The following is a 13029-nucleotide window of genomic DNA, read 5'->3' as shown; positions in this document are numbered from 1 at the left end:
GGCCGACCGTGCGCGGCCTGGCCGGCACCGCGTCGTTGCCAGGAGCCGGTCGATCGGCGCGATCAGCGGCCGCGGTTGGGCGGCTTGCGCGGGCGATCTGAACGGTGATAAGGGGCGATCGGCGGGGCGACGCCCGGCATCGGCGGCGGGCGAATTCGTGGTACTCGGTGCCCCCACCAGGACTCGAACCTGGGACCTGCGGATTAAAAGTCCGTAGCTCTACCAACTGAGCTATAGGGGCGCGGAGTCCAAGGATACTGCGTGGCTGGGCGAAGCTCGTTTGAGGATTAGGCCCGGGGTGACCTAAGCTGACGTGGCTCCCAATGATGACCACGTTGCGAGTGCCCCGGAGAGATTCGGTTCTGCCCCCTTCGTCTAGACGGCCTAGGACGCCGCCCTTTCAAGGCGGTAACGCGGGTTCGAATCCCGTAGGGGGTACCCTGCGATGCGAGTATCGCGGAGCAGTAGCACAGCATGGCCCTGTGGCGCAGTTGGTTAGCGCGCCGCCCTGTCACGGCGGAGGTCGCGGGTTCGAGTCCCGTCAGGGTCGCCGATGCGGCCAGGCACATGCTGCCTTCCGGCCAGGTAGCTCAGTCGGTATGAGCGTCCGCCTGAAAAGCGGAAGGTCGGCGGTTCGATCCCGCCCCTGGCCACCATGTTCTACCTGCATAGACACGGGTTATGCACTCGATGGTTGGTTTGACTCGTCCGGTTCTTGTCCGGTCTTGAGTGTCTGAATCTCAGTCGCATGTAGCTGATCGAGGTTGGTCGCGACCTGGTCCAGCTCGTCGGCGTAGAGGTCGCTATAGATGTTGGCGGTGACGGTTGGCGTCGAGTGGCCCATGGTCTTCTGCACGTAGCGAAGGTCGGCACCTGATTTCCGGGCCAGGCTGGCGTAGGTGTGGCGTAAGTCGTGAATCGTCAACGGGGCGAGGTGCGTTTTCTTTAAGACTTTGTTCCAGTGTGTGTGCCGGCGCCAGTTGTTGGATCGCAACAGTTTTCCGTTGGGCGAGGTGACGGCAGGCTCGTCAGGAGTACGGCCACTGATGCGGCGAGTGAAGATGTCCACGACGACTTGCGGCAGCGGGACGATTCGGATGCCGGCGCGGGTTTTCGGAGGCCCGACGACGATTCGGCCTTCAACCTCGGGTGCGGCTCGCCGGACATAGAGGCGGCGGGCGGCAAGGTCGACGTCTTTGGCGCGGAGGCCGACGAGTTCGGACCAGCGCAGGCCGGTATAGGCGAGGATGGTCACGACGTCGCCCTGGTCACCGCAGGCGGTAGCGAGGGTCTGGATCTCCTGCGCGGTGAGGTAACGGTGACGTTCCCGCTCAGGAATGCGACCCGCCGCGACGCCAAGGGCGGGGTTGCGGTGGATTCGGCCGTCCTGGTGGGCGACGTCAAGGATCGCACGCAGCAGTCGCAGCGTGGACACTTTCGCCCACGGGCCGACCGTCAATGCGTCTACGAACACCTGGACGTCAGCGCGGGTGATTTCGTCGACGGGCACATGACCGAACCGGGGTCCGATACGGAGTTCCCAGTGCTGGGAGTAGCCGCTCCAAGTCTTAGGCGACACCGCGGGCTTCTTGGAATCAGAGAACTGCGTCCAAATCCGGCTCAGCGGTGTGCGTCCAAGGCGTGGATCGAACCGACGTGCACCGAGCGCCGCCTCGTTGTCGCGTTCCGATTTGAACGCCTTTGCCTCGCGCAGGGTCGGGAACGTAGCCGATGTTTCGACCCAGCCGGACGGAGCGTCCGGATCACGGATCAGGTAGCGGACTTGGTAGCGGGGCTGCCCGGCCGCATTGGCGCGCTTTCGGATGCCGCGTGGGGTGTTGCCGGCCATTACCGACGCACCTGCTTGAGCCAGGACCTTACTTCCGCGCAGTCCCAGCGGCGTACCCGCTCCGACAAGGTGTAGCACGGCGGGCCGATCTGCTCGCCGGTGGTTTCGCGGAGCGCGGCCCAACGGTTGAGCGTCGCGGCGGATACCCCAAGTAGCACCGACACCTCATCGGCGGTCAGCAGCTCTGGAAAGTTGCCCGCAGTGACGAGCGCTTCCCGGATACCGTGAGTGACCATCGCTTCACCTCGTCGTGGGTGGCTGGTGTGTGGACGGAGCATCCATGCGGGTACGGATGGAGCCGAACCAGGCGCGAGTACGCGGCAATCCCGCGTCGGTATCGTCTTGCCCGCCGGTAATTCCCCAGAGATCGAATGCCCAGCGATCCATCGCGGAGATCGTTGTCTCGCCGCAACGTTGAAGTTCTGCGCTGTCGCCTAGGACCAGGGCGGTGCCGATGACTTCGCCGCGCGACCAGAGATGCCGATACTCGTCCCATCCATCTGTATGGACAAGCTGGGCGCGGTGGATCAGATCATCGGCATGCCGCGCCAATTGATCCTGGTCGGGTGGTTCGAATAGCGGCCAGTGGTCAGTCATTGCGCTGTCTTTCCCCGGTAGCACCCGCTGCGCGTCCGTATTGCTTTGCAGTGGAGCGGATTTGATCATCGGTCCAGAAATCAGAGCGCACTCTGGTCACTTGGCCATCCTCGGCAATGACGTAGCCGGTACCCGGTGCGTCAGGGCTGATCCGGTGTGCGGGTGCGATATCGGCCATCCCGTCGCCGAGAACCATCGTCACCTCGTCGCGGGAACGAAGCCGGAGCGCGATGGCCTGAGTGAACAGGCCTCGCATTGGGAGGACTTCCTTGCGGGGATCTTGCAGGAATGCGACCACACCGATTCCGAGAGCGCGGCCTTTGGTCAGGATCCGCGACAACGAGGCAGCGGCTTCTTTCCGCAGTGCAGGGTCACTCATGTACGCGGTCATTCCGGCCAGCTCGTCGATCAGCAGCACGATCAAGGGTGCGGATTTAGTGGGGCTATGTTGACGGGTTCTTCCTGCCATTTGCGCTCCGCGTTTGTCCATCAACGTTTCCAGCGCAGCAAGGGTTTTCACTGCCTCGGCCTCGGTCGTTGCGACCTTGGTAAACAAGCGGGCGCCGACCGATAGTTCGATGCCGTACTTGAGGTCGATGCCGATCAGGTGGACCAGGCCGGCGGCGATCGCAGGACCGAAGCCGCCAGCAATGCCCCAAAACACCGATCCTTTGCCTGCGCCCGAGCAGCCCACGGTCAAGGTGTGGCGTCCTGCGACGGGCAGCGTCCACGGAGCGCCGTTTTCACAACGCCCTAGCGGGACTCGGGTGGTGGCGACTGCCTTGGGTGGAGCGGCATGACCGACCGACGAGAGATGTTCGCGCATGAGCAGTTCCATCCGCACGGTACCGGGGGCGACCACGACCGACCGGGCGCCGTGTGCTCGTGCGGCGTCGCGGATGGCCGGGACGGCACGCTCCAGGTCTTCGACTGTGATACCCATCCGCGTCTGTACTGTCAGATTCAGGCAATGATCAGATGCATTGACCTGCAATAGCTTTGGATGAGTCCATCGTGTCTGCGTGACCGCCCGGCCTTCGTGGTCCTTGCGGGTGACTTGCTCGGAGGCGGACAAGCCGCAGCGTCTCGACAGCCGGTCCCATGAGATGTATGCCCACAGCCTCCAGCGCATGCGCCGGACGGGGCCGGCGACGTGCAGTTCGTAGGTCTCCGGTGACTGCAGCCGCCAGGCAATTAGAACCACAGCGGTGATCCCTATGGCTACCGCGACCCACATCACGCCGCTAAGCAGCAGGTGCAGTAGGTTCTCAAACCGTAGTGGGGTGTCGGGGTCGGTGAGTTCGTATGGGTCGGGATTCATGCCGATGCCCGCCCTGTGCTCGATGCCGCGGACGGCTTGCCCGGTGCTGTCATGCCCGAGGCTCGGAACGACCACGCGATCCGTGAGAAATCGCCCGACCGTTCGATGTATGGCAGAGCCATCAAACCTTCGAAAACCACAGGTGTGAACGGTGTTCCGCTGGAATTGGTGGGCGCAACAGGTTGCGTTTGTGCGGCGAACTTGACCGTCACCGTGCGGCTGCGCTTCGGCGCGGCTGGGTCGCCGTCGAGCACTTCGACCTGCCACATTGGTGAACCGGTGTCGCGGTCGGTCGCTTGTACGCGGTTGTCGCCTGAGGACTTGTCGAAGTCGATCATCGGCGTCACCTCCGACACGAGAAACGCGCCGAGTGCGAACACCTGGTCATGCCCGATCTGGAGCCATTTGGGGATGGACATCGCTGAACCCTTTCGATGGATTGAACTAGATGACTATCTAACCTAGTCGTCTAGAGGAGTGAAATCAAGCATTCAGCGCCCTTTTGGGCACTTCGTGACGGATCAGCGCGCTGAGAAGTCGTATTCGAGCAGGTAGGCGGATGCGACCTTCACCGTGTCGCACACCTCGACGGCCACGTCGTTGGTGTCGTAGGCCGTCCGGACCACCGTCAGGACGGGTACTCCCGCCGCGAGTTGAAGGGTGCGGCGCTCTTCGGGGGTGGGCATCCGTGCGCCGACTTCCTCGGTGAATCGGGCGAGTGTGTGGCCGGCTTCCTCGAGGCGCGCATATATGCCGCCAGGTCCGGTGTCGGGCTGTTCGATCTTGGTGTCCTGGGCGAATGAGGCAGGGATGTACGAGATCGCGGTCTCGATCGGCTTGCCATCGGCAAGGTAACGGCGCGATCGGACGACAACGTCGTCGTCCGGCGTCAAACGAAGGTGCTCGGCAACAACGGGGTTCGGCTTTTCGCGCGTGACAGTGATGTTGTCGACGTGCGGCGTGTAACCAGACTTCTCCGCCTCCACGGTGAAGGCCGCTTTGCCTCTGGCGCGATGTCTCCGTGCGAACCGATCGGATGCCAGCCGCCGAATCGGGGGTGCCGGGCGAACGAACACTCCGCGGCCGTGCTCGGAGATCACCAGCCCCTCTGAGCGCAGCTCTTGTACGGCTTGGCGGACGGTCATCCGGGCGACCCCGAAGTGCTCGATTAGCGCTGCTTCTGACGGCAGCCGTTCCCCGGCGGATAGCTGGCCCGAGCTGATAGCTTCGCGCAACATGATGGCGATCTGCCGATACGGTGGCTTGTCATCCGCCCGGTCGATCTGGTCAAGTTGCAGCACCTGCGAGCCTTCCTTTACATGTCTAGACGACTAGTCTAGGGAAACGACACGCCCATGTCACTACTGGCATCCAGCCAAGAGGATGGAGTCTCGCATGGCAACCACACCGAAACACTCCGTCAGCGTCGCCGGCATCGTAGTCCGCGACGACGATCGCGTGCTGGTCATCAAGCGTAACGACAACGGCCATTGGGAGGCCCCCGGCGGCATCCTCGAGCTCGATGAATCATTCGAGAGCGGTGTTCAGCGCGAGGTGCTGGAAGAGACCGGCCTTGCGGTCACGGTCGAGCGGCTTACTGGTGTTTACAAGAACCTGACGCACGGAATCGTCGCCCTGGTTTACCGATGCCGTCCCGCCGGTGGCGCCGCCCACCCGACGGCTGAAGCTTGCGAAGTTCTCTGGATGACTACGGAACAGGTTCAGTCGGCGATGAGCCCTGCATTCGCGGTCCGCGTTGCGGACGCTCTCGACGAGGGCGTCCATTCTCGGGCACATGATGGTGTCAATCTCGTATCCGGCTAACAGCCAAATCTGCCGGGAGCTGTACACCGCAAACGACGCCCTCCGCGGCGTGTCGTTCCGCCGAAGTTAGAACCCTTGCTGTCGAGTAAGGTGCCGCCATGGCCGACGGTAATCCTCTTCGTGTATTCGTTGCAACGCCGGGCGACTTGGCGGGCGAGCGTACGGTCGTCGACACAATCATCAGGGAACACAACGCAAGGCAGGGGAGCGACGCTACCCGCTTCGAGATGGTTGGTTGGGAAAGCGTCAGAGGAACGGCGCGACGGCCGCAAGAGGCGATCAACGAACTTATTGGCGAATGCCACTATTTGGTCGCTCTCTTCAAGAAATCGTGGGGTAGTGAGCCGGGAAGCCCCTGGGGCTACACGTCGGGCACCGAGGAGGAGCTCTTCACAGCCCTCCTGCAGTTGGGTCAAGAAGATCGACCCATGCGCGACGTCTGGGTGGCATTCTTGCAAGACGCGTCGCCAGCTTCGGAGATAACCAAATTGCGTGATCAAATGTCCAATCAGCACTCGATTATGTACGAGCCGGTGTCGGATATTCGGGACCTAAAAACAAAGCTAACGCAGCGGTTGGAGGCGTGGGCGTCGATAGCTGGACCAAAGATTGCGCGCCACATAAATTTGCTCCCTTCCTCCGGAAAGGACCTTATCCGTGCAGCGACGCTTCGTCGGGATGGAGAGAAGCTCGTGGAGCTTGGGCTGCCGGAGAATGGCGGCAAGAATCTGAAGGAAGCGGCAGTCCTCGGCGGCCCACCCGAGCAGCTGGCCTATGCCAAATTTCTGGAACACAGCGGCGACCTCGATACAGCTCAAAGCGTAATCCAGTCAGCGATCGACTACTTCGGCAAAGAACCGGGCACCTTACATACGCCGTCCGCGGCCGAGGCGTTCGCCGCGCTGGCGGGGTTACTGCGCCGCAAGGGCTCCGATAGAGATGCCATCGGTCGGCTGCAGCAGGCACTCACTCTCCTCAAGCAAGATGACCCGTTCGCTACGGTTGTGAGGTGCCGAATACTTGACGAACTTGGACTGGCTCATCAACAGGTCGGTGAAATGGACAGTGCACGCCGCAGTTTCGAACTCGCGCTCGACAAGCGCAGGGAAGTGGGGGATGAGGTCGGCATCTGCCAGTCTCTGGTGAATCTCGCGCGTCTGCAAGTTGCGATGGATGACCTGGGTGCCGCCCGCAAGTTCGCAGAAGAAGCCCTATCGGGGTTGGGCAAGTTCCCTCCCAGCGCTCTCCTGGCTAATGCGGAAACCTTGCGTGCCCAGGTGCTCCTGCGGCTTGGGTTGGCGGCTGATGCGCTCGAGAATACGGCTCGGGCGATTTCAATCAATCGACAGATTGGAAACACTCGTGGGGAGGCGATCTCCCTGCTCGTGTCTGCTCAGTGCCTTCGGGCATCGGGCGACGTGCCACAAGCTATCGCGGACGCCGAACAGGCTTTGGCATTGAACGAGGCCATGGGCAATAAGTTCGGGCAAGACCGGGCGCGTTGGCTACTCGAAAGGCTGCGGGAGTGAGTGCGTGTGACGCCCTAGAAATCGGATTCAATTGGGTGCCCGAGGGAATCAACCTGATTGTAGGTGAGCGACGGCCAGATGAGCGCTGTCAGGCGCCCCGTCGACGGACCGCAACCGGTATCAATATTGGCGAAATTCGCGCCAATCGCAGGTAGGTCTCCAATAGGAATGTGCGCGGAAATCCGAAAACGTGTCTCGTCAGCGGATGCGGGCTGATGAGATGCAATTACTTCGTGGGTCTCGTATATCTTAGGCATGCTTCGGAGAAACTCGATGTGCTCAGCAGGAACGGACGCGCGGAAGTCGCCGATCACGTCAGGGCTTACTCGACGTCTGACATAAGAGCGAATCGTGCTGGCGCCTCCCATCTTCAAGAAACTGGCGAGATCGCCTGTCTCTAGGGCCGACAACATTTCAGTCTCATGGTTGCCGCAAAGTGACGTTACTCCCCCTTTCCTCGATGCCTCAAGCAAAGTTTGAATCACCGCCCCTGAGTCTTGGCCTTTGTTTATGTAATCACCCAAGAAAACAATTCGATCGATATTGCCGATCCGATCAAGAAGCGCGAGCAGCCCGGTCAATGCAGCTAAATTCCCATGAATGTCGCCAACGAAAGCAGTCTCCACAAGCGTCATAGCAGGATTTTCTCCAGCTCGGCGTAGTCGCCACCACTGCCGACGATGCCAAGAGCCATAAAAGCAATGGAAAGGAGGTCTCCTCTATTTTCCCACTCATTCACTATCAGCGCCTCCAGGGAGCCATGTGGGTTTTCTGGCAGCCGCCCCAATATTGATTCGAGCCGCTTCAAGCATTCGTCATAATCCTCGCGGAGTGGACTTCCGGAATGGCGGGAAGCAAGCAGGTCGACCAGCGCTGGATCGGAATGCCGAATGGCAAGTTCCCTGACTGAAAAGCAAGGTTCATCGACGGCGATGGCCTGGGCATACAAGCTGCTTCTGAGAAGGTAACGCGCTTCGCGTAGGAGGCCGGCGAGGTACTTGGGGAGGTCCGATTCAGGAGAACCGAATACTGGAGACATCGCCTTCACGCGATTGAAAAGTCTTTCCGTATCGACATTGCCGAGCGAGTTCAGAATTTCGGTCAGATCGCCTTCGGGGTCCCAGAAAACCTTGGCGTCCCGCTGCAGGTGGGCGCCAAACAAGGTTCCTATTCCCGTTTTCAACTGGTCTCGCGTGTAAAAGCTGACATTCACGACTCCTGAATACGTGCTCGGGAACGAGTGCTGAACCAGTGCGAGGACGTCGAGGTCGGAATCAGTGACAGCATCACCCCGAGCGCGACTTCCGTATATAAGCAGCGCCGACACATCCCCAGGAAGGGGAGGAAAATCTGCTGCAATTTCTTCGGGGACGCCGAGGTTCGCGAGCGCGCTGAGCACGGATGCCCGGTCCAGAACGTTCCTCCTCATTGCGTCTTCAAGCTGTGGCCGCGAAGGCGCGGGCAAGTCCCTTGCAGTTGGTGGGGTTCTGTGAAGCTCATGTTTCCTCGAAGCCTGATTGGTCGAACTTCAGCGTCTGAGCGTTCTCGGACACGGTGCGGATCTTGCCTTCGTCGAAACCGCCCGTGTCGGTTGCTTCGATTTCGATCTTCACGACGAGTTGGGTGCCAGTGTCTCGGAGATGGGCGATGACCTCTTCGGCGACGTTCTTGAAGTCCAGAGCGATCTTGTCGGCGCTGAGCGTCTTGACTCCGTAGAAGCGGGTCTTCGGCGGAGGGAACGCGACGTCGACTGGTAGCTTCGAGGTCACGTCCGGGCCGACAGCCGGCGTACTTGCGCCACCCGTGCTGGGTGCAGGCGGGGAAGGTACCTCGGTTTCGCGCTGCTTTGCGGCGACATCGGGTCGCACGAGTAGGAGCGAGTCAGTCGCCGCCGGCGCGGCACCCTTATCGTCGGGCGTCCAGAGTCCGATGTAGCGCCCAGCCGCCTCGTCGAAACCTGTCGCCAGGGCGAACGCATCGGCCTGCCAGATCAGCGGCATATCGACGATGCCCTCGTCGAGCACCCGCCGGTCGCGCAGCCGCGGCATGTACGGGTACTGGCTGTACAGTCGCCATAGCGCTCCGAGGGAGACGTGCCCGTCCTTCCAGATCTGGGGCACCTTGCTGATCGCGAGGCGGATGGTCGCCGCAGCTTGCCGGATTGACAGGTCACCGTCGCTGCCGAGCCGACGCGAAACCCGCTCGGCGAGGGCCGGAGACTGCCCCTCGACCTTGGTCTCGCGGATCACGAACGGGACGGCCGGATCGGGCTGAGTGGGTACCAGAGCCCACGTGAACGTCTGCAGCAGACGGGAATTCACAGTTCCATCGGCCTGAGTCTGACGTTGGGTCGCCTGATTTTTCTGGTTTTGCGTAAGATCGAGATCCGCCTCGTTGCCCAAGACATGCGTCCAGCCCAGGTACTCACGCACCGCGGAGTCGAGTTCGTCGAGGCGTGCCTCGTCGGCGGCAAGGTAGGCCAGCATGTTGCGGTTGGTCCGGTTGGCGGTTCCCCGATGCTCGGTGGCCTGCTTGGCGAATTCCTTTGCCGCCGAGTCGGCTCCCCGCTTGTGAGCCACCTTCGGGTGCAGAATGACGAGGCGTGCTTCGTCGGCGTCAGGGATGTCGGCGTTGGATTCCGGGCACACGTGCACGCCGGCGAAATCGCCGCGGCTCTTGGCCTGACTCTGCAAACGTCGGACGATCTCGGCCCACACGTCTTCCTTGTGCAGCCGTTCGGCCTGGTCTTTCGCCGTGCGAGTGATATTGGCCTGCAGGTCATACCAGTACTTGCCTGAACCTGAGTAAAAGTAGGTCGCCCGATCTGCGAGCTGGGTTAGCGCCGAGTGGAAATTCCCCGGCACGTCGCCTGGAACGGCCGTGCCCAAGAAAACTCGCTGGGTTTCCAGGCCTTTGTGAGCAGAGCCGATGGTCGGCGCCGCTCCGAAAAATACAGTGCGGGCTAGGCGTTTCGTCAGCGATCGCTGACCGAACAGAGGTTTAGCGGTGTCGATGCGGGCGGGCTCGGAATTCGGGCCGTCGACATCGGCGTCGATGATCGCCTTCCACGAATCCTGCAAATACTGCGTCAGTTCGGCATTCACATTCGCGGTAGCCAGCGGGATGGAACCGGGCATGATCAGCGGTGATGCGTCTTCGCCCGTCCACAGGGCATGGATGACCGTGCTCATCAGGCGCAGCACGCCACGCGTGCGCTGGAAGCGTTCCAGTGATGACCACTCCTCGTAGAGCCGGTCGAACAGCTCGGGATGGATCGGATAGGTCCGCTTGATCCTCTCCTCGTACCCGGGATCTCGTGAGTCGCGGGGGAAATCGTCACTGTACTTGCGGTACATCTCGACGTACGCTCGCGCGGTCGCGCCGATGGCCGCGAGCGCCGCCGCATCGGGCTGCTTGAAAAGACGCTGCCGCACAATCTGATACGCCTCGGCCGATGATGCCGGACGCCACTGGTCAGCCACGCGGCGCACAACATTCTGCAGCCGCTTCAGTGCTTCCAAGCCGTTCGCACCACCGACCTCCTCGGCGTTGCCGGCGACGATCTTGTCGCCGTCGACGCCGGTCGACGAAGCGGGAATTGAGATCACCAGCAGCACACCCGACGTGCCCTTCGCCGCCTCAGTCAGCGACTGCGCGAAGGTGAACTGATCGTCAAAGGTGCCGCCAGCCAAATCATCACGACCGACCAGGGAGCGGGCGTAGGCCACCCACTCGTCGATCAGAATAACCGCCGGCGCGTACGTGGCCAACAGATCGTGCAGCGCCGTGCCAGGATGGGTGCGGTCGGCATCCGCCTTCGCGACCAACGCGAACGCCTCCGCGCCACCTAACTGCCATGCCAGCTCACCCCAGATCGTGTTAACCCGGGTGCCGTCGTCCTTGACCACGCCGGACGGGCTGAGGTGGTTTCCGACGATCGCCACCCGATTCACCTTCGTGCCGGTATAGCCGTTGGCGGTCAGCAGGTCCTGAGTCTCCTGAGGAAATTTGCCGACGGGAAGCCCACATCCGATATGCCACAGCGCCAGCATCGAGTGAGTCTTGCCGCCACCGAAGTTAGTCTGCAGGTTGATGACCGGCGGCGCGTTGTCGTCACCGGAGAGCCGCCGCACGGCGCGGCCGATCAAGTCGATCAGACCCTCGGTCAAATACGTGCGTTTGAAGAACTCGACGGGGTCGGCGTAGTCGGCGTCCTGCTCGCCGCCGAACGCCACCTTGTACAGGTCGGCGGCGAACTCGGATGCGGCGAAGTTGCCGGTTGCGACGTCGTCGTGGGGAGGCAGGACTTCACGCCACGGCTTGAGGCCGGAGGATTCTGGGTTGTTGACGGCGGCTTTGAGGACTTTCTTGTCGTCCTTGTCGGCGGTGACCCGTCGCAGGTTCAGCCGAATGCTGCGGATTTCGTCGGCCACACTCGCGGCGCCGATGAGGTTTAGCAACCGCTCCCCGGTGTCCAGGGCACGGTAGGCATCGTCGTCGGAGAACGTGCTGCCGTGGTGTGCCCAGGTGTTCCGCACTTCCCGCAGCTCGATCGCATACGACTTGCCCGCTTTACCCAGCGCCTCATCGAATGGGTACCACCCCTTGCGATAGCCGCCCGTGATGTTGGCCTCGGTGAGCATCCGGAATTGAACCTGCGGGTCCAACGGCTCGTAGGTTTTGGTCGAGGGGACGCCGTTCTTGAGGTCCTTGCCCTGGACGAGTTTCGTCCATTCCGCTCCCAGCGATGGATTCCCTTGGCCGACAATCGATGCAATGAAGTCATCAAGGGCTGGTGCCATCGCGACGAACATTCTGTCGATGCGTTCACGGTTGCTGAGTGCCATGTCAGTCGGCGTCTTCCTCGAAATCGAATGAGGTCTGGGACGTAGTTGTGTTCGTTTCAGAACGCGCAGCGCCAAGTATTTCAGGCCAGCTGGTAACCAGGTTGTTGAAACTCAACGCGTCCTTGGTCCACCCATTGCCCTCGGCGATACGGAAAAGCAGATGCGCAAGCTCCTTGACGAGGTCGGCCTCGATTGCACGGTCCTCACGGCTCAGAGCCGACCGCAGGAACTCGCCGGCGGCCGCGATGCCATCCTGCTGAAGGATTTGGATCAGGTGATGCAGGCCTTCCCAGCTGCTCGTGTGCCGATCGGCGACGACGTCGTACTCCACGTCGAGGTCTGCCGGCTTGATCAACGCGACGTTCCCTGCGCGCGACATCAGGATCCCGTCACGATCCATGGCGTCGACACTTGTGTTGCGAGCACGCGCGAGGTTGTCGGCATCGCCGAATTTTCCTGTGCTGTAGCCATGTTGACGGTACCAGGCGATCGCGAAGCGAGATGTCGAGTCGAAGTCGCCCTCCTGCTCGTTGAGTACCAGGTCGAGGATTTCGTTGATTCGGGCAAGTGCCGAACGCACCGTCATAGTTGTGCCGTCTGGCTCAAGCACAGCAGCGAATCGACTGAACACGCCCATTCCCGGGCCAATTGCTGCCTGCGGAAGGTCGACGGGTGCGATCTGTCCCTGTTCGAGCTTGCGAAGCGCGTCAGGTAACTCCGACTCAAGGACACCGATGAAACCCCGCCTGTCGGTTGTGCCTGCATCTGCATCCCGCGGGCGGAGAGACAAAACGATAGAAGAAGCTAGTGCATTGGTACCGCTGATATAGATCGGGGTGGTCCTTCACAAACGCCTCCGGAGGTGTCAGGAAGGGATCTGTAAGTGATTCCTTTTTGAGGTCCGTGTGTTGGCGCACGCGGGTTTCCTGACACGTCCCCGGAGGTGTTGTTATGTCTGTGCATCTTGCCCCAGTCACGTTGTCCACGATCGTCGTTGCCGTCGATGTCGGCAAGACCTCGGCGGTGCTCTCGGCGACCGATAGCGCCCGTCATCGTGTGTTC

General features: G+C 61.6%; 11 protein-coding genes, 4 tRNA genes and 1 pseudogene. 5 read left to right on the top strand and 11 right to left on the bottom strand.

The window, feature by feature from the left end; genetic code table 11:
- Nucleotides 1-168 precede the first annotated feature (168 nt).
- Nucleotides 169-241: transfer RNA gene (locus EET03_RS23570), tRNA-Lys, on the bottom strand.
- Nucleotides 242-364: 123 nt separating this feature from the next.
- Between EET03_RS23570 and EET03_RS23565 the strand changes: the two genes are divergently transcribed.
- The 3 genes from EET03_RS23565 (at nt 365) to EET03_RS23555 (ending at nt 656) form a co-directional block, all read left to right on the top strand.
- Nucleotides 365-438, top strand: a tRNA-Glu gene (locus EET03_RS23565).
- 38 nt (nt 439-476) lie between these two features.
- Nucleotides 477-550 (top strand) — tRNA-Asp (locus EET03_RS23560).
- A 29-nt stretch (nt 551-579) separates the two neighbouring features.
- Nucleotides 580-656: transfer RNA gene (locus EET03_RS23555), tRNA-Phe, on the top strand.
- Nucleotides 657-679: 23 nt separating this feature from the next.
- Here EET03_RS23555 and EET03_RS23550 read toward each other — a convergent pair.
- The 6 genes from EET03_RS23550 to EET03_RS23525 all read right to left on the bottom strand — a co-directional run bounded on the left by EET03_RS23550 (nt 680) and on the right by EET03_RS23525 (nt 5068).
- Nucleotides 680-1849, bottom strand: coding sequence for a site-specific integrase (locus tag EET03_RS23550; RefSeq protein WP_075542797.1), 1170 nt, complete (start codon nt 1847-1849; stop codon nt 680-682).
- Nucleotides 1849-2085, bottom strand: a complete 237-nt coding sequence (locus EET03_RS23545; RefSeq protein WP_075542796.1) for a helix-turn-helix transcriptional regulator — start codon at nt 2083-2085, stop codon at nt 1849-1851. The genes EET03_RS23550 and EET03_RS23545 overlap by 1 nt, the downstream gene beginning before the upstream one ends.
- A gap of 4 nt (nt 2086-2089) precedes the next feature.
- On the bottom strand, nt 2090-2446 hold the full coding sequence (locus EET03_RS23540) for a hypothetical protein (RefSeq protein ID WP_082274653.1): 357 nt from the start codon (nt 2444-2446) through the stop codon (nt 2090-2092).
- On the bottom strand, nt 2439-3767 hold the full coding sequence (locus EET03_RS23535) for an FtsK/SpoIIIE domain-containing protein (RefSeq protein WP_075542795.1): 1329 nt from the start codon (nt 3765-3767) through the stop codon (nt 2439-2441). The genes EET03_RS23540 and EET03_RS23535 overlap by 8 nt, the downstream gene beginning before the upstream one ends.
- Entirely contained in the window at nt 3764-4186 is a 423-nt protein-coding gene (locus EET03_RS23530) for a plasmid replication, integration and excision activator (protein WP_075542794.1), read from the bottom strand. The genes EET03_RS23535 and EET03_RS23530 overlap by 4 nt, the downstream gene beginning before the upstream one ends.
- A 102-nt stretch (nt 4187-4288) precedes the next feature.
- Nucleotides 4289-5068, bottom strand: coding sequence for a GntR family transcriptional regulator (locus EET03_RS23525; RefSeq protein WP_075542793.1), 780 nt, complete (start codon nt 5066-5068; stop codon nt 4289-4291).
- 94 nt (nt 5069-5162) lie between these two features.
- Here EET03_RS23525 and EET03_RS23520 point away from each other — a divergent pair, with 94 nt between their 5' ends.
- Complete coding sequence (locus EET03_RS23520) at nt 5163-5591, top strand: NUDIX hydrolase (protein WP_075542792.1); 429 nt, start codon at nt 5163-5165, stop codon at nt 5589-5591.
- A 98-nt stretch (nt 5592-5689) separates the two neighbouring features.
- A complete protein-coding gene (locus EET03_RS23515; RefSeq protein WP_099193767.1) occupies nt 5690-7120 on the top strand; it encodes a tetratricopeptide repeat protein in 1431 nt (476 codons plus the stop codon).
- A gap of 14 nt (nt 7121-7134) precedes the next feature.
- On the opposite strand, the gene EET03_RS23510 is transcribed toward EET03_RS23515, so the two are convergent.
- From EET03_RS23510 to EET03_RS23495, 4 genes and pseudogenes are all read right to left on the bottom strand, one after another.
- Nucleotides 7135-7755: a metallophosphoesterase gene (locus tag EET03_RS23510; RefSeq protein ID WP_075542790.1), complete on the bottom strand. Its 621-nt coding sequence runs from the start codon at nt 7753-7755 to the stop codon at nt 7135-7137.
- A complete protein-coding gene (locus tag EET03_RS23505) occupies nt 7752-8333 on the bottom strand; it encodes a nucleotidyltransferase domain-containing protein (RefSeq protein ID WP_244232504.1) in 582 nt (193 codons plus the stop codon). Before EET03_RS23505 ends, EET03_RS23510 begins: the two co-directional genes overlap by 4 nt.
- Nucleotides 8334-8616: 283 nt before the next feature.
- Complete coding sequence (locus EET03_RS23500) at nt 8617-11967, bottom strand: Swt1 family HEPN domain-containing protein (protein WP_075542788.1); 3351 nt, start codon at nt 11965-11967, stop codon at nt 8617-8619.
- Nucleotide 11968: 1 nt separating this feature from the next.
- A pseudogene (locus EET03_RS23495) lies at nt 11969-12787 on the bottom strand (hypothetical protein); the annotation flags it as partial.
- Nucleotides 12788-13029: the final 242 nt, after the last annotated feature.

The organism is Mycobacterium innocens, from assembly GCF_900566055.1.
Taxonomy (GTDB): domain Bacteria; phylum Actinomycetota; class Actinomycetes; order Mycobacteriales; family Mycobacteriaceae; genus Mycobacterium; species Mycobacterium innocens.
The sequence above is the reverse complement of the archived record's forward strand: the minus strand, read 5'-3'. Positions and strand labels throughout refer to the sequence as shown.